Source organism: Bacillus sp. ISL-7, from assembly GCF_018613065.1.
Window position 1 is genome coordinate 47,875 of the sequence record NZ_JAGGQW010000020.1, and the last position, 20,445, is coordinate 68,319.

19 protein-coding genes are annotated in these 20,445 nt (G+C 36.8%); 16 read left to right on the plus strand and 3 right to left on the minus strand.

Going from position 1 to position 20,445, the window contains the following annotated elements; translation table 11 throughout:
• Positions 1-217 precede the first annotated feature (217 nt).
• From J7E66_RS05355 to J7E66_RS05370, 4 genes are all read left to right on the plus strand, one after another.
• Entirely contained in the window at positions 218-1,555 is a 1,338-nt protein-coding gene (locus tag J7E66_RS05355) for a TrkH family potassium uptake protein (protein ID WP_214998374.1), read from the plus strand.
• A gap of 30 nt (positions 1,556-1,585) precedes the next feature.
• Positions 1,586-2,239 carry a potassium channel family protein gene (locus tag J7E66_RS05360; RefSeq protein ID WP_214998375.1) on the plus strand — a complete coding sequence of 218 codons (654 nt, stop codon included), beginning with the start codon at positions 1,586-1,588 and terminating at the stop codon, positions 2,237-2,239.
• Between the two features lie 71 nt (positions 2,240-2,310).
• The gene (locus J7E66_RS05365; RefSeq protein WP_214998376.1) at positions 2,311-3,459 is read left to right on the plus strand and encodes an acyl-CoA dehydrogenase family protein; all 1,149 of its coding nucleotides are present in this window, start codon (positions 2,311-2,313) and stop codon (positions 3,457-3,459) included.
• A gap of 74 nt (positions 3,460-3,533) precedes the next feature.
• A complete protein-coding gene (locus J7E66_RS05370) occupies positions 3,534-3,695 on the plus strand; it encodes a hypothetical protein (protein WP_214998377.1) in 162 nt (53 codons plus the stop codon).
• Positions 3,696-3,767: 72 nt separating this feature from the next.
• On the opposite strand, the gene J7E66_RS05375 is transcribed toward J7E66_RS05370, so the two are convergent.
• Together J7E66_RS05375 and J7E66_RS05380 are read right to left on the minus strand one after the other, a co-directional pair.
• The gene (locus J7E66_RS05375; protein ID WP_214712142.1) at positions 3,768-3,947 is read right to left on the minus strand and encodes an H-type small acid-soluble spore protein; all 180 of its coding nucleotides are present in this window, start codon (positions 3,945-3,947) and stop codon (positions 3,768-3,770) included.
• A 104-nt stretch (positions 3,948-4,051) separates the two neighbouring features.
• On the minus strand, positions 4,052-4,231 hold the full coding sequence (locus J7E66_RS05380; protein WP_214998378.1) for a hypothetical protein: 180 nt from the start codon (positions 4,229-4,231) through the stop codon (positions 4,052-4,054).
• Between the two features lie 516 nt (positions 4,232-4,747).
• Here J7E66_RS05380 and ltaS point away from each other — a divergent pair.
• From ltaS to J7E66_RS05395, 3 genes are all read left to right on the plus strand, one after another.
• Positions 4,748-6,697 carry a lipoteichoic acid synthase gene (gene ltaS / locus J7E66_RS05385; RefSeq protein ID WP_214998379.1) on the plus strand — a complete coding sequence of 650 codons (1,950 nt, stop codon included), beginning with the start codon at positions 4,748-4,750 and terminating at the stop codon, positions 6,695-6,697.
• 85 nt (positions 6,698-6,782) lie between these two features.
• Positions 6,783-7,685 carry a thermonuclease family protein gene (locus J7E66_RS05390; protein ID WP_214998380.1) on the plus strand — a complete coding sequence of 301 codons (903 nt, stop codon included), beginning with the start codon at positions 6,783-6,785 and terminating at the stop codon, positions 7,683-7,685.
• Positions 7,686-7,815: 130 nt separating this feature from the next.
• A complete protein-coding gene (locus J7E66_RS05395) occupies positions 7,816-8,328 on the plus strand; it encodes an HD domain-containing protein (protein ID WP_088088594.1) in 513 nt (170 codons plus the stop codon).
• A 40-nt stretch (positions 8,329-8,368) separates the two neighbouring features.
• Here J7E66_RS05395 and J7E66_RS05400 read toward each other — a convergent pair whose 3' ends face one another.
• Positions 8,369-8,845: a hypothetical protein gene (locus tag J7E66_RS05400; RefSeq protein WP_214998381.1), complete on the minus strand. Its 477-nt coding sequence runs from the start codon at positions 8,843-8,845 to the stop codon at positions 8,369-8,371.
• 196 nt (positions 8,846-9,041) lie between these two features.
• On the opposite strand from J7E66_RS05400, the gene J7E66_RS05405 reads away from it, so the two are divergent.
• The 9 genes from J7E66_RS05405 (at position 9,042) to J7E66_RS05440 (ending at position 20,443) form a co-directional block, all read left to right on the plus strand.
• A complete protein-coding gene (locus J7E66_RS05405; protein ID WP_214998382.1) occupies positions 9,042-12,449 on the plus strand; it encodes a hypothetical protein in 3,408 nt (1,135 codons plus the stop codon).
• 215 nt (positions 12,450-12,664) lie between these two features.
• A complete protein-coding gene (locus tag J7E66_RS05410; protein WP_214998383.1) occupies positions 12,665-13,843 on the plus strand; it encodes a cation:proton antiporter in 1,179 nt (392 codons plus the stop codon).
• A gap of 276 nt (positions 13,844-14,119) precedes the next feature.
• A complete protein-coding gene (locus J7E66_RS32255; protein WP_256942446.1) occupies positions 14,120-14,248 on the plus strand; it encodes a hypothetical protein in 129 nt (42 codons plus the stop codon).
• A 245-nt stretch (positions 14,249-14,493) separates the two neighbouring features.
• Entirely contained in the window at positions 14,494-15,492 is a 999-nt protein-coding gene (locus J7E66_RS05415) for an ABC transporter substrate-binding protein (RefSeq protein WP_214998384.1), read from the plus strand.
• Positions 15,493-15,613: 121 nt separating this feature from the next.
• Positions 15,614-16,645 (plus strand): ABC transporter permease, encoded by a 1,032-nt coding sequence (locus tag J7E66_RS05420; RefSeq protein WP_214998385.1) that lies wholly within the window; start codon positions 15,614-15,616, stop codon positions 16,643-16,645.
• Positions 16,620-17,414 carry an ABC transporter ATP-binding protein gene (locus tag J7E66_RS05425; protein ID WP_214998386.1) on the plus strand — a complete coding sequence of 265 codons (795 nt, stop codon included), beginning with the start codon at positions 16,620-16,622 and terminating at the stop codon, positions 17,412-17,414. Before J7E66_RS05420 ends, J7E66_RS05425 begins: the two co-directional genes overlap by 26 nt.
• A gap of 251 nt (positions 17,415-17,665) precedes the next feature.
• Entirely contained in the window at positions 17,666-18,781 is a 1,116-nt protein-coding gene (gene hppD / locus J7E66_RS05430) for a 4-hydroxyphenylpyruvate dioxygenase (protein WP_214998387.1), read from the plus strand.
• A 106-nt stretch (positions 18,782-18,887) separates the two neighbouring features.
• Positions 18,888-19,499, plus strand: coding sequence for a flavin reductase family protein (locus J7E66_RS05435; protein ID WP_214998388.1), 612 nt, complete (start codon positions 18,888-18,890; stop codon positions 19,497-19,499).
• A 14-nt stretch (positions 19,500-19,513) separates the two neighbouring features.
• Positions 19,514-20,443 carry a fumarylacetoacetate hydrolase family protein gene (locus J7E66_RS05440; RefSeq protein WP_308162470.1) on the plus strand — a complete coding sequence of 310 codons (930 nt, stop codon included), beginning with the start codon at positions 19,514-19,516 and terminating at the stop codon, positions 20,441-20,443.
• The last annotated feature ends 2 nt before the right edge of the window (positions 20,444-20,445 follow it).

Here is a 20,445-nt window from a genome sequence, read left to right on the forward strand (position 1 = left end):
ACATTTGACACACTCATGGTAAAAAATTTTTTAAGGTGTACCAATTCACATCTTTAATTTACATTTTTTGTTAGTAATTGTATATTTTTCCTGTATTATAGATTTACAATATTTAAAAATAGAGGCATGAACAAGGAGAAAAAAATTAAGATCATAGATAACACATGATTATTAATTGTTTGTTAAAAATAACATTAAAGTAGTAAGGGAGAAAACTATGCTGCGCAAAAAAATATATCTAGATCCACCAAAAATTCTTGTTCTAGGTTTCGGTTTGATCATATTACTAGGAACATTTCTACTAACCATGCCTGTTTCGACTACAAATGGGCAAGGTTTGTCATTTTTAAACGCCCTGTTCACTGCAACCTCTGCAACATGCGTAACAGGTTTAGTTGTCGTAGATACCGGGACCACATTTTCGATATTCGGTCAAGTGGTTATTTTATGTATGATTCAAGTCGGTGGACTTGGATTTATGACGTTTGCAACGTTTTTTGCCTTCCTATTAGGGAAGAAAATATCTTTAAAAGAAAGGCTTCTACTTCAAGAATCATTAAATAATTTATCAATGGAGGGGATTGTACGGCTAGTAAGACGAATTTTAATTTTTACAGCGGTGATTGAAATACTTGGTGCTGTGCTTTTATCTATCCGTTTTTCCTTTGACATGCCGATAGGAAAAGCGATTTATTATGGGATTTTCCATTCGATTTCCAACTTTAACAATGCGGGATTTGACTTAATGGGGGAGTTTCATAGTTTAACGAGTTATGTTGACGATCCAATCGTTACGTTGACCGTTAGTGTATTAATTATCTTAGGTGGTCTTGGCTTTATCGTTATGAACGAACTATTTGAATATCGTGTTTCAAAACGGCTATCATTACATACAAAGATTGTCTTAATGGCGAGCAGCGTTTTAATAGTAGTAGGTACAGCTGGTATATTCCTGCTTGAATATTCCAATGGATTAACGCTAAAACCATTGTCGTTTTCAGGGAAAATCCTTGGGTCATTATTCCAATCTGTTACGGCAAGAACAGCAGGGGCTAACACATTAAGTATTGGTGATTTAACGCAATCATCATTATTATTAATTGTGTTACTCATGTTTGTTGGTGCATCGCCTGGGTCGACAGGCGGGGGGATCAAAACCACCACTTTTACAACGCTCATTGGAGCTGTTTGGTCACAAATTCGCGGGAAAGAGGATGTTATTTTTTACCGTCAGCGGATTGAATATGAAACGATTTATAAAGCATTAACCGTCACATTTAGCGGGTTATTTCTCGTCATGCTAATGACGCTTATTCTAACCATTTCTGAACACGGACAAGATTTTCTAACAATAGTATTTGAGGTAACTTCTGCCTTTGCAACAGTCGGGCTATCGATGGGATTGACACCTGAATTATCACCACTTGGCAAGGCATTGATAATTTTTACTATGTTTGCTGGCAGGGTAGGACCATTAACTATTGCTTATGCGGTGACAATTCGCAGAAACCCTGATGCATTCCGGTATCCGAAGGGAAAAATCACGATTGGGTAGTTTTTTACACCAAGGAGGTACAAGGAGACAATGGCTAATCAATATGCAGTGATTGGATTAGGTAGGTTTGGACTAAGTATTGCCAATAAGTTATATGAATCTGGGCAGGAAGTGCTTGGAGTCGATGTGAATGAGGAACGAGTTGAAGAATCCCATCCATTCGTTACTCATTCCGTGATTGCCGATTCAACAGAAGCTGAGGCATTAAAATCGATTGGGATCCGTAATTTTGATACAGTTATTGTAGCAATCGGAAACGATATTCAGGCAAGTATCCTATCTGTTTTATTATTGAAGGAACTTGGTGTAAAAAAGGTGATTGCCAAAGCATTAAATAAACTTCATGGTCAAGTATTAAAAAAGGTTGGGGCAGACTGGGTCGTCTTTCCTGAGCGAGATATGGGAATTCGAGTCGCCCATCAGCTGTTATCACCTAATGTCTTAAATTTTATTGAGATATCGAAGGATTATAGTGTAGAGGAAGTAAAAATCCCCGATAGGATGATTGAGAAAACCTTAAGGGAACTAGATTTAAGGGCAAAGTTTAATTTGAGCGTCATCGCGATTCGGCATGAAGATGAAATTAACATTTCACCATCTCCTGATGAAAAAATTAATTACGGTGATGTACTAGTAGTAATCGGTGAAAACCGCGATTTGGAAAAATTTGCTAATTTAGAATAAGAAACAAACCCCTGGTTAATAAGACTAGGGGTTTGAATGATTTTTTGTTAATGGGATAGGAGAGATGAGAGATGAACTTTCAAGAAAAAGATACATTAGATGAACGAATAGAGTTTATGAGAATACTTTCAAAACAATTCCTATTACGAGCACCTCAGGTAGATATAGAAGGTAGTTTCCCGTATGCAAATATTCAGGATCTGAAAAATACAGGTTACACGGCATTAACTGTTCCTTCAAGGCATGGTGGAGAGGATATCTCGCTTTATGAACTAATTCGACTCCAAGAAACGATTGCACAAGGTGACGGGGCAACAGCACTTTCGATTGGATGGCATATGGGAATTATTATGAATCTAAATGAAAAAAGCTCTTGGGATGAGTCGATCTTTAAGTATCTTTGTAAACAAGTGAAAAATGGAGCATTAATAAATAGTGCTCAAAGTGAACGGAAGACTGGAAGTCCTACACGAGGCGGCAGACCGGAAACCACAGCAGAAAAAAGTCAGAATGGCTGGGTTATTAAAGGGAGAAAAACATTTACTACCATGTCCCCCGTCCTAGATTACTTTATAGTTAGTGCAACAATCAAAGAAACCAATGATGTGGCCAATTTTCTACTTCCACGATCCACAAAAGGATTGGTTATTGAGGAAACTTGGGACAGTATCGCGTTAAGAGGAACAGGGAGTCATGACTTAATTTTGGATAATTGTTTGGTAGATGATGAATATCTTGTGGAAAAGTTAAGTTCGAACGGAAAAAGAGCGAATGGATGGCTACTTCATATTCCAGCATGTTATCTGGGCATAGCAAAAGCGGCCCAAAGATATGCTATTCAATTTGCTAAAGAATATTCTCCGAATAGTATTGTCGGTCCAATTATCGATTTACCAAATGTTCAGCAAAAACTTGGAGAGATTGAGTTGAAATTAATGCAGTCCGAGCATTTCTTATATGGGGTTGCAAAACAGTGGGATTATTCAAACGATCAAGCTAGGGAAAAAATGGGGGCTGCTTTAGGTGCAGCAAAATTAACAGTTACCAATAACGCAATCGAAGTTGTTGATTTAGCAATGAGAATCGTAGGTGCAAAAAGTCTTTCATTGAAAAATCCGTTACAGCGGTATTATCGAGATGTAAGGGCAGGCCTTCATAATCCACCAATGGATGACATGACGATACAATTACTCGCCAGGGATAGTATTTTAAATCACTAACAAAATTTAGAACTTATTTTTTTATGTTATTTTTCCGCCATATTGGAAACCTTAACATAAAGGAGTGAGGAATAATGCCTAGAGGTAAAGAATTAGAACAACTTCCAATGTCGAATATCGCACCAGGTGCAGGAAAAGATGCAAGTCTGAACAATAGAGAAAGTCTTGGGGGTATTGTCCAAGAAGAACAGCCAGAACCAAGTGATATAGAAAAAGAGAATGAAGATATGGTGTAAGGCAGGAATTCAATCCTGCCTTTTAAGTTGTAAAAAAAGACGTCTTTTCAATGAAAAGATCGTCTGAAAAAATTATTCCTCGATAAGTTCTCCAATTTCAACAACTGAACGTTCTTCCAAAGGGCCTCGTAAATGTACTGTTGCTGTATGTCCATCTTCATTTAATTGGTCAATCCAAACCGATGTACCATTATATTTTACTTCTATATCAGCAGATGATGACAAAATTTGTTTTACACGGTTAATATTCATTATATTCACTCCTATAAAAATAGTCATTTAATGATCTTCATTTCATTCCAATAAAATACATTCGCAACCGTTTTCTTCTATTATATAATTGGCATTAAAAATTCTTAAGGGTAGTTGATATGTATACCATTGGTAGTTCCTGGATCGTCATCATCACCCAAGCTATTAAGATAATTTTCAAGCTCGACTTGGAGTTCTTTTGGAGCACCAGGCTTTAAATGCCAATTTCCTGGTTCATCAACAAAATATGGGCTTTTTGTAAATTCAGGCCTAATTCTGGGCATCGTATTCTCCTTTTAAATTTTTTCTACATTCCTCTGTGTATATGCTATCCAATCTTTAAGGAGTTCATTCAAGTAATCTTTCTCCTTACCGTCTGTTAAAGATAAGTCAATATTCATATTGCTCCTTCATACGTTCGGGTTTATGATATGTAGAAATGATGTCTCGAGGATTGTTCTGACTAAGATATAATTTATGGAAGAATAGAAAATCTAACAAAAAAAAATTTGAAACTAATTAAAACTTATTTCGTCTTATATTATTGAAGATTGAAAACAGTCATGTCCCAAAGAGAACGGACATAAAAATAAAAGGTATATCTCTATTTTTAAGAACTGACCAAGCTGTTGAAAGAAATGATTTTGCTTGCCCGAGATGGCGGGGAAAAGTGTAGAATGTTGTAGAAAAGTATAGATAATAATAGCAAGATTTATGTTTTTATTTTTTAAAGAAATGTGATATAGTGAGTGAGGTTCGTTTACCGAAGCTTAATTGGTAAGTGAGAGGAGAATTTAAAGATGAATAAAATTAGACTACCAAAAACAATAACCAATAGTCATATTACATTCTTTATAGCAGCTGTTTTATTATTTTGGATCAAAACCTATGCTGCATATCAAATTGAATTTAACTTAGGTATTGAAAATAGCCTACAGAAGTTTTTGCTTTTAATAAATCCATTAAGTTCAGCACTTTTCTTCTTTGGATTTGCCCTGCTTTTTAAAAAGCGTTCAAAATTGATAATGATATTAACCAATTTTCTATTATCATTCTTATTGTATGCAAATATTGCCTATTATCGCTTTTTTAATGATTTCATTACGGTTCCGGTTCTAATGCAAACCAAAACAAACGCTGGTCAACTTGGCGACAGCGCACTTTCATTAATGTCTCCGTTTGACATTTTTTATTTTACAGATATGTTTATTTTAATCGCGTTAGCATTAACCGTGTTCAAAAAAGTTACGGTAACGAACAGAAAGACCTTTAAGATTGTTCTATTATTTTCAATTACTACTTTTCTATTTAATTTAGGTTTAGCAGAAAAGGATCGTCCGCAGTTACTTTCACGGTCATTTGACCGGAATTATTTAGTAAAATACCTTGGAGCGTATAACTTTACCATTTATGACGTCATCCAAAATATAAAATCATCGAGTCAGCGGGCTTTAGCGGATAGCAGTGATATTACAGATGTTGAGAACTATCGTAAAGCAAACTATGCTGCACCAAATCCAAAATATTTTGGTAAAGCAAAAGGTATGAACGTAGTTTATATTTCGATGGAATCCTTTCAAAGCTTTATGATTGATTATAAAATGCCTAACGGACAAGAAGTAACACCATTTTTGAATTCATTAGCACATGACAATAATACCTTCTATTTTGATAATTTCTATCATCAAACAGGACAAGGGAAAACATCGGATGCCGAATTTCTAATGGAAAATTCATTATATCCAATGGCACAAGGTGCTGTTTTTGTTAACAAAGCCCAAAACACATATCAAGCTATGCCTTCTATTCTAAAAGGACAGGGATATAGTTCTGCTGTGTTCCACGGGAACTATAAGACGTTCTGGAATCGAAATGTTATCTATAAAGCATTTGGATACGATCAATTCTTTGATGCAGAATACTACAGCATGTCAGATGAAAATACAAAAAACTATGGAATGAAAGATAAACCTTTCTTTAAAGAATCTATTCCATTACTTGAAAGCTTAAAGCAGCCGTTCTATACAAAGTTCATTTCACTATCTAATCATTTCCCATTTGAAATGGATCCACAAGATACTGATTTTCCTGCTGGGGATTATGGTGATACAGTTGTAAACCAATATTTCCAATCAGCAAACTATATGGATCAGGCATTTGAGCAATTCTTTAATGATTTAAAAGCTAATGGTATGTATGACCATACAATAATTGTAATGTATGGTGACCATTACGGAATTTCTGAGAACCATAATGATGCAATGGCGAAGGTTATGGGTGTGGACGAAATTACACCTGCAATCAATGCAAAATTACAGCGTGTACCATTATTTATTCACGTACCTGGTGTAAAGGGTGGAATTCAACACCAAGTTGGCGGGGAAGTCGATGTCCGCCCAACAGTTCTCCATTTATTAGGTATTGATACGAAAGATTATATGGAATTTGGTTCAGATCTACTTTCTAAACAACACCGTAATTGGGCATTATTCAGAAACGGTGACTTTGTAACATCTGAGGCTATCCAAATAAATGAAAAATGTTACTCCTCTTTAACAGGTGAGTTATTAGAAGATAGGACTATATGTAAGGATGTAGATAGCAAAGTTAATACAGAGCTAAATATGTCCGACGAAATAGTTTACAAAGATCTGCTGCGGTTCTATAAGCCAGAAGGATATACACCGATCAATCCTAACGATTATGAATATCTAGGACCAAAAGTTGACAAAGTAACAGAAGAAAAGTAACAAGGTCAAAGAGAGAGGAGCATTAACTTCTCTCTTTTTATTTTGTTACAATAGATAAAGTAAATAATTTAAAGGGGCACTATCTATGAACAACAGAATTCTCCAATTGATAATATCGTTTATCGTAATTATTCCTTTCATTCTCTCAGGGTGTTCTAGTAGCGAACCGTCTAAGCAGAAAAGTGACTCTAAAACTTCCTCTGTTGTAAAAAACAATGAAGTTCATACGAATGAAACGAGCGATTCAAAGACACCTTCACTCTCTCAAACAGAAGTACCTCAATCGAAAACCGGTAATAAGAAATTACTTCCCGCAACTATCGTCAAGAATGTCGATGGTGATACTATTAATGTTAACCTTAATGGGAAGATAGAAAAGGTAAGAATGCTCTGTGTGGATACACCTGAAACACATCATCCCCGCTTAGGGGTACAGCCATTTGGACCAGAAGCCTCCGAGTATACAAAGGAAATTCTCTCCGTTGGTACTAAAGTTGAAATTGAACCTGGAATCGGAGACGGACGTGATAAATATGGGCGCCTACTTGCCTATATTTATGTTAATGGAAAAATGTTTAATGAAATGCTGTTGGAAAAAGGCCTTGCTCGTGTGGCCTATATTTATGCTCCGAACACCCAATATGTTGATGAATTTTATGCGATTCAAAAGAAAGCACAAGAAAAAGGTGTAGGAATCTGGTCGATTGAAAATTATGCTCAAGAGGATGGGTATAATACTGAAAATGTCAAAGAAACGGAAGAAAAAGGTACAAATTCAAAAGCATCTTCAGGGAACAACTATCAAAATAACCCAAGTGATGATCAAGAATCAAACTTAGATTGCAAAGGGAAGATCAAAGGGAATGCAAATTCTCATATCTATCATGTACCCGGCGGTAGTTTTTACGACTCCACCGCCGACAACATTGTTTGGTTTTGTTCAGAAAAAGAAGCGCAGGATGAAGGGTACAGAAAGTCAAAACGCTAATATCATATGTTTAAAAGACGGCGGGCCTTCAAATGCCTTCTGTTTTTTTTTTATAAAAAAATAGCCATGTACCATTTGTTATCATATAATAAATGAAAAATATTATTATGAAAAAGTTAGGAGAGATCGCATGAGAGACGTTACCTTATTGAATATATTTGAACATCATATTGCCCAAAAATATTTGAACCGTTCTGGTCTTGCCCATGCGATTGCTGTAGCCTACCATGCCTTTCAATTAGGGAAGGAGCATCAACTGGATGTTGACATTGCTGCAAAAGCTGGGCTCCTCCATGACATGGGGCATTATACATGGTATAAAAATGGAAAATGGGATTATGACTTATACAAGCAAAATGACATTCACCCAATTAAAGGGGCTGAGCGGGCTCACAAGCTCCTGATTCGTCTTGGTGAAAATCCAATCAAAGCTAAGACGATTGCACTCGCCATTTTATTTCATACTGACTCCTTTCTACCATCAAACGATATTGTCCGGACACCATTACAACAAATTGTTAAATGGGCCGATGAAAAGGATGAGGAAGAAGGCGGCATGCACCATTACCGAACCATTGAATATGAACGTGCAAAACAAAGCATAATCCGCCTAGACGAATGGATCGACAAAAAAGGTGAATAAAGATAAGGCGGTGCAAATGCACCGCCTTTGTTTAATTAAATTACTTCCTAGTAAAGCCTTCTTCTTGCAAAAACGCCTCTGCTTCCTCATAGGTATCAAAGGTAGCATCAAGATTTAACCCAAAATAGATATTCCAGGATTCATTTTCTTCAACTAGAATCAGGACATTATTTTCACTATCCACCCAACGCTCCTCTTTTGAATTTCCAATAATAGCTTCTTCAGCAGCCGTTTTTTCGACTGATGATAGGGATTGAATCGATTGTTTTAACAATTTACGGAGTTGGTCTTCGGAGAAATCACGGATATTGACCATTCCTTTTTCATCCGTATCATAATTGTCCAGCTGTCCAGCATAAACAAATCCATTCCCATTTGGGTGTAAGTGATAAACAATGTTTTTCTTATCAGAGATACTGCCTTCGAACTGAAAATTGACTCGTCCAAGTGAAACATTCTTTCGTTCTAACTCTGAAAATGATTCGATAATCGCTAATTTTTCATTATATGTAAGCATAGTTTCCTCCGTCTATTTAAGTAAATCCTCTTACATCATACAGATATTTTACCCAAACGTAAAATCTTTAAAAAAAGAGTTGCAGAGTTCATGTTTTTTTGAGAATATATTGAAAATATTGTGTAATGGTGTAAAATTACACTATAGAGGAAAATTTTGTATGTTTGCCATTTTGGTATGATTGTGGGGAGATTTCATGGATTTGAATATGAGAGAAGAACAGAGGAAAATTTTTAGAAAAGAGTTATTCACTTTACGTGAAGAAGGGTACCTTTCTGAGGCAATTGTCGACACCGTAGCAAGGGCACATTATCAATATCATATGGATTTATTAGAAATGGAGGCAAAACCCCCATCCACTGAAAATAATACGCCAATTAAAAAAGCTGCACCGCCAAAACCGCAAAAATTGAAAAAAACGTTAACACCAGAAGAAATCCGTGAAAGGAATATTACCTGGTTATTAAACATTGGGGTAATCTTTTTATTAATAGGTGGATTGTTTGTTGCGACGAGCAATTGGGAATCATTGACAAGTTTCATGAAAAGTGGATCAATAGCAATTGTTGCCCTATTATTTTACGGTATTGCTTTTTTAACGAAGAAAATATTAAAAATTGAAAAGACAGCCTTTGCCTTAATTGTTCTTGGAAGTTTGTTTTTGCCAATTTTTATCCTATCGCTTGGATGGTTTGGGTTATTAGGACCATATTTATCAATATCAGGGGAGGGACGTTATCTACTCGGAACGCTCGGGAGTTTGCTGCCAATTATTGTTTACTATTTATTTGCAAAGAACTTAGTTTCTAGATTATTTGTTTGGTTTACCTATGTCTCAATAAGCATAGGAACTGCCTTTCTTTTAGCCAGCTTCCATCTAAAAAATGATTTCTTTTACCTAGGTTTAATGGTTTTTAATGCTATCTTTATTTTTGTATATCATCAGTTAAAACACAAGGATTCATTCAAATTATTTACGAATGAATTTATTCCGTACGTCCAAGTAAATCTAGTTCTTTGTACCTTATTTATGCTTTTTTTATACGATAATGAGGTCTTATACAGCTTCAACCTGCTGTTAACAGCGATTATTTATTTATCAATGATGTATGTGAGCGGTCGAAAAGAATATCATTTCATTTTTAGCGTCATGATCGTTTATGGTGCTTATCAGTTAATTGAGCATAGCTTCCTCGTTAGTTTTGGGGAGATTGTATATGCTTTTATCGGATTTGGGATTGTATTCGTTCCAAAGGCTTTGGATGATAAATTCACATTAAATAAAGCCTTCCAATATACAAGTGCTGTTATCTCAGGTTTAGCGTTTATTTACATTAGCCTGGAGGGAATTCTCCTTCGTGCAGGCAATCCATCGATTGTGCTTATGCTTGCTTATTTTATCATTGCAGTTAACTTTATTTATTTATCCTCACAGGGTTCTAGACGATTATTTCCTTATTTAAGCGCAGTTTTTGCAGCTTCTGGCATTTATGAAACGATTGCATTAGTAAGCCAGCCTTTCGATATGGTCAATTTTTCTCTTCAGTTGTCTCTAGCCGGTTTTATCCTATATTTTGGGTTAGGCATTGCGCTACTTTCAAAGTACGTAAAGGTCATTCAGACTGCCTCCAGAGATGTCAGCTTATCGATAATGGTGCTGGCAATTTTGTCTGCAATTTCTTGGTTATTATGGTGGGAACTAGGCGTTATGTTATTACTATTGGTGGTTGCTGCCTTTCTATTGTATAAGAAGGAACCACGGATTTATCTTCAGGGGGCCGCTTTATGGAGTATTCCTGGTTTACTTGGTCTTTCCATCGTAGCTTTCGGAGAAGAAATTAATACAAATATTTCTGTTTATCTTAATGAATATGGTTATGCAATAAATTTTGCGGCTGGGGCAATCATGGTTTTATTATTTAGTTTTGTATGGAAAAAAGTTGGGGAAAAGGAATTAGGTATTATATCGGTATATACCTCACAGGTACTCTATACATTTGCCATTTTCCACGCTTTGCTAAGTCCGATTAACCATTTATGGGTTCAGCCGCTTGTTTTGTTGGTTGGAATCGGTATGTATTTTTATTTATATAAAAAAGTTGGTACGAAGTGGGTCCCTTTTATTGTAAGTATCTCAGTACTGCTTACGTATTTTTCGATTATCCAATCTACTACGCTTAAATTTTCATTAAGTCATACAATTAATTCACTAATTGCTTCAACAAGTGCAGTGGTCATGCTTCTAATCGCTTATCTCAGTCAGAAAAATGACTTGAATCTTTCCATTGCCTTTGCCTGGGTTGGACACAGCATTTATCCACTAGTGCTATTCTTCACATGGTTTGCATATCAGTCAGACTCGATTTATAGCTTTATCTTGGCAGTGTTTGTATATGCTTTTAGTACAAAGTTTACTAAGGTAGAATGGAAGATAAAAGTTTTTCTTTATGGGAGCTTTACGTCCTTCTACTTTATTGTTTCAACTGGGTTAGATCAATTAATCAATCGATATTTTGGAAACTATGAATTTCCAATCACTAGCGGTTTCATTCTTCTATTTGGATTTTTCGCTAAGGATGAATTTAAGAAACGGACAGCTTATTATTTCGTCCCATTTTCAACAATCGGAATTGTGTTTACATTAATTACCTATCCGTTTGATTTGCTGCCGTATCTTGTTACGCTTGCCTATATTGTTGGGACACTGTTTTATATGCATAAAATCAAATGGGATCTTCTAGGGGTCATCCTATTATTCTTAGCATTTATTGCAACGATTGAATACTCTTATCTTAGTGAATTAGATGAACTCGATAAAATCCTTCTGTCTGGTGGCTTAGGGATTGTTCTGTTGATTATTGGCCAATTCGTTTATAACAAGCTAGTTGAATATGGACCGAATATTCAGCAAACAAAATTCGATGGATTTACGCTAGTTTCATTCATGTTTTTCGTTCTTATGTACAGTTTCGAGAATCAATACATCTGGTGTCAGGCACTGCCAGGAGTGCTTATTTCAGCTTCCTTTTTGCTGCAAAGGAAAAGGGTTTCTGCAAGGTTCTCTGTCCTTTTGACAATACTTGGTGGAGCCTATTTGTTACAACCATACTATTCCATAATGGCTATGCTTCATATTCCGTCATTATGGGAACGTGAAGTGATTGTCCTTCCGTTTATAATTCTAATCATTTTCATTCGACGTTGTTTAAAGGGAAGGTATTCTGATATAACGAAGGCTGTTCAATGGGGAGTCCTAATAATCGTATCCCTATTATTAATCCAAGATGGCTTAGCAAGCAGCACGATTTATGATGCAATTATTTTAGGAACACTCTCATTGTTAGCGATGATGGCAGGTATGCTCCTGCAAATTAAATCCTATTTCTTTGTTGGGGCAGGTGTATTATTATTAAATGTCTTCCTGCAAACTAGACCATACTGGGGGAATTTGCCATGGTGGTTCTATTTATTAATTGCTGGTCTTATCTTGATTACAGTAGCAAGCTTTAATGAATGGAATAAGCAAAAAGTAAATAAAGGTGAATCGACCTTTATCACCAGTTTCAAGGAAAAAGTAATTGATAAAATGAAAAAGTGGGACTAACCGTGGAAAGACCGCCTGCAATTAATTCTCATTGAATAAAAACATAAAGTTTGTTATAATAGTAATAATTAAATAAATCATTTATTGTTTTTGGAGGAGCCTGTCACCAAGGGATATCTATGTCCCGTGGTTGACAGGCTTTTTTTGTTTTCTACAAAAAGGGTCTGATTTTTATAAAGCAGGCCCTTTAATTTTTTACAAGGAAAGGTGATTGGATGGAATTAATTTTTGAATTAGCGGTTATTTTATTTGCATCTAAAATTGCTGGGGATATCTGCGTTAAATTGGGTCAGCCCTCGGTTCTAGGGAAGTTGTTAATAGGGGTCATTTTAGGTCCAGCTGTGTTAGGCCTCGTTTCAGATACGAAAACATTGGCGGACCTAAGCCAAATTGGTGTCATCTTGTTAATGTTTATAGCAGGTATGGAGACTGATTTAAATGAATTTAAACGAACGTGGAAGGCATCAACCTTTGTTGGAATCAGTGGAATCATTGTTCCTTTAGTTTCAGGTTACTTAGCAGGAATTTTGATGAATATGACAACATTTGAAGCCTTATTTTTAGGATTATTACTTTCTGCAACAAGTGTAAGTATTTCCGTTCAAGCACTTAAAGAGTTAAATAAGATGAAATCTAAAGAAGGGACCGCGATTTTAGGGGCTGCCGTCATTGATGATGTTCTTGTGATTATCGCCCTGGCCTTTTTAATGAGTATGGCCGGTGGAGAAGTTAATTTAAGCATGATGATTATTAAAAAGGTCCTCTTTTTCATGAGTGCTATTTTAGTAGCTTGGAAGGTGGTTCCATGGGTTTTAAAGAAATTTGCCCCATTAAAAGTCACAGAGCCGCTCGTCACGGGTGCATTAATCATTTGCTTCATGTTTGCCTATGTAGCCGAAATAACAGGTGTTGCGGCGATTATAGGGGCGTACATCGCTGGGGTAGCTATTAGTCAAACTGAATATAAATTTAAAATATTTGAGAAAGTGGAAACAATCAGCTATTCCATTTTTGTACCTATATTTTTTACCTCGATAGGGGTAGCAGTTAGCTTTGACGGAATATCGAAAAATTTCGGGCTAATTATCGGTTTTAGCATCCTAGCCATTTTAACCAAGTTAATCGGTGCTGCAATGGGAGCAAAAATAGCTCATTTTTCCTGGAAGAGTTCACTTGGAATTGGAGCTGCTATGGTTTCACGTGGAGAGGTTGCCTTAATTATTGCCTCGATTGGTATGGAGACAAAATTAATCAGTCAGGAATTATTTGCTGTTTTAGTGGTAGTAGTACTAGTTACTACCATTGTTACACCCCCAATGATGAAGTATTTTTTCAGCGAAGGTAATAAACAAACAGAAATCAAAAAAACAGTATTTAGTAAAGTGGAAATTTAGTTAATAAAATCCAGCCAAATCATATTGGCTGGATTTTTGGGTTATTATGAAACTGATTTTAATGTTTTTTCATTCGATTGCTTCCCAACATTTTTATGCCAATGATTCCTTTTTATGAAAACCAGTGAAATATATCATACTTTCACAATTTATCAACAAATAAGTACTATTCCTTTTCATATTTTTTTGATTGATTGAGAAAGTACCCCCATTATTTTGGTGGAATAGTCGAATTATCTTTCAAACAAAAAACTTACTAAATTCAGGGGGTTAGAAATGGGAACCGTGATCATTGATATCGACAAATTACTAGAAGCAACGTCAAATCTAACATCTGAGAAAAGCAACAATAAAATGAAAAAGGTTGAAATTGACCTCTTACTTGAAAATACCCGTGATTGGTAAAAATAATATTATCAAGATAGTTTTCTAGAATGCCTTTCATTTATAAGAAGGCATTTTTTGTTGTTTAAAAAGAAAATGAAGGTTTTTAATAATGTCAAGATTTCCTATTAAATTATGCTGCTTTAAAGCGAAAAAATATTTTACGCATTTCTATTGCTTTTCGTGCAAAAAAATACTAGAATAATTTTTAATATATTAAATTTTATGAAAATTAGTATTTTATTATTTAAGGGGGATTTAGCTAGATGAAGAAAAAAGTTAAAGTATTGTCGATTGCCTTAGCAGGAATGATGTTGCTTGCAGGCTGCGGTAGTAAAGACAAAGCAGGGGGTTCTGAAAAAGAAGGAGCGGATAAGGAGTTCAAAGTTGGAATTACCCAGTTTGCCCCACACCCATCTCTAGACGCTGCGACAGAAGGCTTTAAAAAAGCCTTAAAGGATAAAGGGATTAAGGTAAGCTATGATGAACAAAATGCTCAGGCAGATATGAACAACACTCAAACAATTGCCAATAATTTTGTCGGTGACAAAGTGGATTTAATTTTTGCTAATGCCACTCCAAGTGCAACGGCAGCATTGAATGCAACAAAGGATATTCCGATTATCTTTACATCGGTGACAGATCCTGTGGGAGCAGGTTTGGTAGAGGCTTTTGATAAACCAGGGAAAAACATTACAGGTACAACCGATAACCATCCAGAAGCAACGAAAAAAACAATTAGCTTTATTACAGACGAAGTGAAAGCAAAAAATATTGGTGTGATCTATAACTCTGGTGAACAAAATTCAGTGGTTCAGGTGAAAGAAGTTAAGAAAATTGCTGAAGAGAAGGGTGCTAAACTTGTTGAAGTATCTGTTTCAACTACAGCAGAAGTGAAGCAGGCAGCTGAATCATTAGTTGGCCGTGTTGACGCGATTTATGTTCCAACTGACAATACCGTAGTTACTGCTCTTGATACGGTTATTGCCGTTGCAAACAGCAAAAAAATTCCACTTTTCGTTGGTGAACTTGATTCCATGAAAAAAGGAGCCGTTGCTGCCAGCGGGTTCAGCTATTTCGATCTTGGCTATCAATCTGGTTTAATGGCTGCTGATATTTTAAGCGGGAAGAAGAAGGTATCTGAAATTCCAGTAGAACTTCCAAACAGTTTAAAGCTTGTCATTAATACCAAGGCTGCTGAAGCTCAAGGCTTAACAGTAAATGATGCTTGGAAAAGTTTAGGCGAGTTTTTCGAAGGTAAATAAAATTATATTTTTCATGGATGGAGCCTTCATTTGAAGGCTCCATCCATGAACCAAACATTAGCTTGAAATAGGTTATTGCATCTTAGAGCAGGCTTAATGATTTAAAGAAAGGATGATCTCAATGTTTACAGCCATATTTGGATCATTTGAAGCAGGTATTATCTATGCGATTATGGCACTGGGCGTCTATCTTTCCTTTCGTATTCTGGATTTTCCAGATTTAACGGTGGATGGGAGTTTTGTGACGGGGGCAGCAATTTCTGCTGTAATGATTGCGAATGGAACCGATCCATTTTTAGCAACAATCATGGCGTTATTCGCCGGTTTTGCAGCTGGATGTATGACAGGTCTTCTACATACATTTGGAAAGATTAATAACCTGCTTTCCGGAATTTTAATGATGATTGCACTTTATTCAATAAATCTTCGAATCATGGGACGCTCAAATATCCCATTATTAAATACAGATACAGCTTTTACGAAAATTAGTGGATTTTTTGAAAAGACAGGAATTGATTCATTTTTCAATAACATTCTCTCTATGGTGGGGCTTGGCGACAGCTTGCCGGAAACATGGGGAATTCTTATTTTTATGATTATCGTAACATTTGTGATTAAATTCTTTACCGATCTGTTTTTGAAAACCGAAATTGGGCTTGCCGTCAGGGCTACGGGAGATAATAAACGGATGATTCGCAGCCTTTCTGCTAATACCAACCTCCTTGTTGTGCTTGGTTTAGGACTTTCAAATGCTCTTGTAGCTTTCTCAGGTGCTCTGATTGCCCAGCAAGGTGGATTTGCTGATGTGGGTATGGGGATTGGAATGATTGTGATTGGTCTAGCCTCCGTTATTATTGGTGAAGCCTTATTTGGTACAAAAACGATTGCTAGGACCACTCTCGCTGTTATTGGCGGATCGATTATTTATCGAATTGTTGTTACCTTAGCATTACGGGTAGATTTCTTGGACCCTGGTGATATGAAGCTGATTACTGCTCTCATTGTTATTCTTGCTCTTACGACTCCAAAGATTATTGAAAGTTCCAAAGAGAGAAAGCGGAAAGCCCGCAGAAGATCTGAAAGATCAAACATCATTCAGACTTCTGGCCATGCGAAGGGGGACAATCATGTTACAATTAAATCAGATTCATAAAATATTTAATGAAGGGACACCTGATGAAAAAATCGCCATTGATCATGTGAACCTAACCCTTCAGCCTGGTGATTTCGTAACGGTAATTGGCAGTAACGGGGCGGGGAAATCAACCTTAATGAATATCATTTCAGGTGTGTTAATCCCGGATATAGGGGAAGTACAGATAGGCGGAAAAAATGTCACAAATATGTCAGAGTTTAAACGGTCAAAAATGATCGGACGTGTTTTTCAGGATCCAATGGCCGGTACGGCTCCAAGTATGACGATTGAGGAAAATCTTGCCATGGCTTATTCTCGGAATAAAATGAGAACACTTCGACAAGGAGTTACAAAAAAGCGACGTGATTATTTTCGTGAGGTATTGGAATCCCTGCATCTAGGCCTCGAGAACCGCCTAAGTGCAAAGGTAGGCTTGTTATCCGGGGGAGAACGTCAAGCACTATCCCTGTTAATGGCTACCTTCACAGAGCCTTCCATCCTCCTTCTTGATGAACATACGGCAGCACTTGATCCATCAAGAGCGGAATTAATTACGAACTTAACGAGAGAAATTGTAGACAAATATAAACTGACCACATTAATGGTTACTCATAACATGCAGCAAGCCATTGACTTAGGCAATCGATTAATCATGATGGATAAGGGCCAAATTATTTTAGAGGTCAATGAGGAAAATAAGAAGCAATTAACAATTGAAGGTTTACTGATGGAGTTTAAAAGGATACGTGGGGTACAAATGTCAAGTGACCGTGCCATTCTTTCCTAATAGGAAAAAATTTTTTTTGAGTGTCTATTTTAGATTTGCTTTTATAAAAAGTATTTCCAATATCATTAAAGGAGAAACTGCCTGTTTTGGGTAAGTTTCTTTTTGTATTTTGGGAAATAATTCGAGGATATCTAAATTACTTTAGTACAAAAAAGCGTTATTGCTTTACCTCCCATCCTTGAAAGGACAAGATTCTTTCATTTAGAATTAATTCAGAATATTATTACTTTTAAACTTATGGGGGTTTCTAAATGAAAGAAAATAGAGTAAGGGCAGACCAATTAGTTGATGATTTTTTCCCCGTTCGAGATGTTGACTATATTGAAATTTACACAGGGAATGCCAAGCAAGCATGTCACTTTTTTTGCACTGCCTTTGGTTTTCACCCAGTAGCTTACGCTGGTCTTGAAACTGGTAATCGTGAAACCGCTTCCTATTGTTTAAAGCAACGGAATATTCGCCTCGTCCTAACAGGCTCTTATACCGAAGACAGTAAAGTTTCCCAATTTGTAAAAAAACACGGTGACGGTGTGAAGGACATAGCCCTGTTAGTCGATAATGTCGAGAAAGCTTTTGAAGAGGCAGTGAAAAGAGGAGCCATTGTAATTGCTGCTCCATCTGAAATCAAGGATGAAACAGGTGTGATTAAAAAAGCCGTTCTTGGTACATATGGGGATACCATCCATACGTTAATTGAACGGAAAAATTATCAAGGGGCATTTTTACCCGGGTATGTCGCATACTCGGCGCCACTTCCTATTAAAGATGCCGGGTTAATTGGGATCGATCATGTAGTGGGTAACGTGGAGAGGATGGAGGAGTGGGTCGAATATTACGCTAAGGTAATGGGCTTTAAGGAAATGAAACATTTCTCTGACAAGGACATCACGACGGAATACTCAGCTCTAATGTCAAAGGTTATGCATAACGGAGGGCGGATTAAATTCCCAATCAATGAACCGGCAGTCGGAAAACGTAAATCACAAATACAGGAATATCTAGAATTCTACAATGGTCCGGGTGTCCAGCATTTGGCGATATTAACGGAAGATATTGTATCAACTGTCGCTATTTTAAAGGAGAATGGGGTAGAATTCCTGAATACTCCACTAGCGTATTATGAATCCTTAGGTGAACGCATCGGTAAAATTGATGAAGAAATTGAAAAGCTTCGCGAACTAAATATTTTAGTAGACCGTGATGATGAGGGGTATTTATTGCAAATTTTTACAAAACCAATTGTAGACCGTCCGACATTATTTGTTGAAATTATTCAACGAAAAGGGGCACGTGGTTTTGGTGAAGGAAACTTTAAAGCTTTATTTGAGTCAATTGAACGGGAGCAGGAAAGACGAGGAAATCTCTAATATATAGAGCAAGGGTTTAAAGGACAAAAGTATAGAGCGGAGTAGGAAAAGGGAGAGGTAATTACTCCCTTTTTTTAAAAGTTAACCTGTAAGGGGTGAATATGTTATGGAGATCTCGCCGAAAACACTGGAATGGAGAGAGGCATATAAACTATTAGTTGGTTCGATCCTTCCCCGTCCAATTGCTTTTGTTTCGACCATAGATGGAAATGGGGTAGCTAATGCAGCACCATTTAGTTTTTTTACTGCGATTAGTGCGGACCCCATGCTTATCTGTTTTTCACCGATGAGAAGAGGAACGGATGGGGCTAAGAAAGATACACTTGTAAATATTGAAAGCACAGGTCAATTTGTCATTAATATTGTAAGTAATAGCATGGCTGAGCAAATGAATGACTGTGCGATCGAATTCAACCCGGATATCGACGAAATAGCAGAGGTGGGTTTAACGAAGGAACCAAGTTTAAAGGTGGGTGTACCGCGTATTAAGGAATCACTCGTTCATTTAGAATGTGAATTAGAGCAGGTATTACATTTTGGTAATATGCCCGGTGCAGGGAGCCTTGTAATAGGAAAAGTAGTTCATGTCCATGTGACCGATGAACTATTTGATAAAGGGAGAATTGATACGGCCAAGCTGAACCCAATTGGACGGATGGCTGGGAACATCTTTACTGACCCGTTAGCTAAAATGTTTGAAATGGATCGAAAAAAGTAGAAAAGGTGAGTGTCGTGAAATTTGTAACTTTTGAAAAAAAGGATGGGACAATCCGAGCAGGCTGGTTACTTGACCAACACTATGCCGTTGATATGTATGAGGCATCAGGCGGGGTGCTGCCAAGTAATCTATTAGCTTTTCTTGAAAATAGTGACGCCCATCTGGAAACAGTGGCTAGTTTAATCCCATTTACAAAGGGACAAAAAGGCGTTTATCCATTGAGTCAACTTGGTTTAAAGGCACCACTACCTATTCCTAGGAGTTTTCGTGATTTTTATGCATTTGAGCAGCATGTGAAAACAGCGAGGGAGAATAGGGGCCTCGAGATGGTTCCAGAATGGTACGATATCCCTGTCTTTTACTTTTCCAATCATCTTGCAATTAAGGGACCAGGAGAGGAAATAATCCAGCCTGTAAATTGTAACTGGCTTGATTATGAGCTGGAGATCGCATGCATTATTGGCAAAGAAGGCAGAAATATTTCCGCAGATGAGGCAGATGAGTATATTTTTGGCTATTGTATTTTAAATGATTGGAGCGCAAGAGACCTACAAAGGAAGGAAATGAAGGTTGGACTGGGGCCCGCAAAAGGGAAGGATTTCTCGACATCGATTGGACCGTGGATTGTCACAAAAGACGAGTTAGAACCATTTAAATTAGGGAAGGGCTTCAATCTTTCGATGAAAGCCCGTGTTAATGGGGCTCTCCTTTCCAAGGGGAATATGAAAGACTTATATTATTCATTTGCTGAAATGATTGAGAGGGCTTCTGCTGGCGTGACTTTATACCCTGGAGAGATGATTGGTTCAGGTACAGTTGGTTCTGGATGTATTCTTGAGCTTGGAGAGAAGGTTCATCGCTGGCTAATACCAGGTGATCAAGTCGAACTAGAGATTGATTATCTTGGAGTGTTACAGAATGGGATAATCGCTGAAGAGAGGTGAGA

Coding starts and splice junctions, on each gene's coding strand:
- J7E66_RS05355 (WP_214998374.1), top strand. CDS start 218: ATGCTGCGCAAAAAAATATATCTAGATCCACCAAAAATTCTTGTTCTA.
- J7E66_RS05360 (WP_214998375.1), top strand. CDS start 1,586: ATGGCTAATCAATATGCAGTGATTGGATTAGGTAGGTTTGGACTAAGT.
- J7E66_RS05365 (WP_214998376.1), top strand. CDS start 2,311: ATGAACTTTCAAGAAAAAGATACATTAGATGAACGAATAGAGTTTATG.
- J7E66_RS05370 (WP_214998377.1), top strand. CDS start 3,534: ATGCCTAGAGGTAAAGAATTAGAACAACTTCCAATGTCGAATATCGCA.
- J7E66_RS05375 (WP_214712142.1), bottom strand. CDS start 3,947: ATGAATATTAACCGTGTAAAACAAATTTTGTCATCATCTGCTGATATA.
- J7E66_RS05380 (WP_214998378.1), bottom strand. CDS start 4,231: ATGCCCAGAATTAGGCCTGAATTTACAAAAAGCCCATATTTTGTTGAT.
- ltaS (WP_214998379.1), top strand. CDS start 4,748: ATGAATAAAATTAGACTACCAAAAACAATAACCAATAGTCATATTACA.
- J7E66_RS05390 (WP_214998380.1), top strand. CDS start 6,783: ATGAACAACAGAATTCTCCAATTGATAATATCGTTTATCGTAATTATT.
- J7E66_RS05395 (WP_088088594.1), top strand. CDS start 7,816: ATGAGAGACGTTACCTTATTGAATATATTTGAACATCATATTGCCCAA.
- J7E66_RS05400 (WP_214998381.1), bottom strand. CDS start 8,845: ATGCTTACATATAATGAAAAATTAGCGATTATCGAATCATTTTCAGAG.
- J7E66_RS05405 (WP_214998382.1), top strand. CDS start 9,042: ATGGATTTGAATATGAGAGAAGAACAGAGGAAAATTTTTAGAAAAGAG.
- J7E66_RS05410 (WP_214998383.1), top strand. CDS start 12,665: ATGGAATTAATTTTTGAATTAGCGGTTATTTTATTTGCATCTAAAATT.
- J7E66_RS32255 (WP_256942446.1), top strand. CDS start 14,120: ATGGGAACCGTGATCATTGATATCGACAAATTACTAGAAGCAACGTCA.
- J7E66_RS05415 (WP_214998384.1), top strand. CDS start 14,494: ATGAAGAAAAAAGTTAAAGTATTGTCGATTGCCTTAGCAGGAATGATG.
- J7E66_RS05420 (WP_214998385.1), top strand. CDS start 15,614: ATGTTTACAGCCATATTTGGATCATTTGAAGCAGGTATTATCTATGCG.
- J7E66_RS05425 (WP_214998386.1), top strand. CDS start 16,620: ATGTTACAATTAAATCAGATTCATAAAATATTTAATGAAGGGACACCT.
- hppD (WP_214998387.1), top strand. CDS start 17,666: ATGAAAGAAAATAGAGTAAGGGCAGACCAATTAGTTGATGATTTTTTC.
- J7E66_RS05435 (WP_214998388.1), top strand. CDS start 18,888: ATGGAGATCTCGCCGAAAACACTGGAATGGAGAGAGGCATATAAACTA.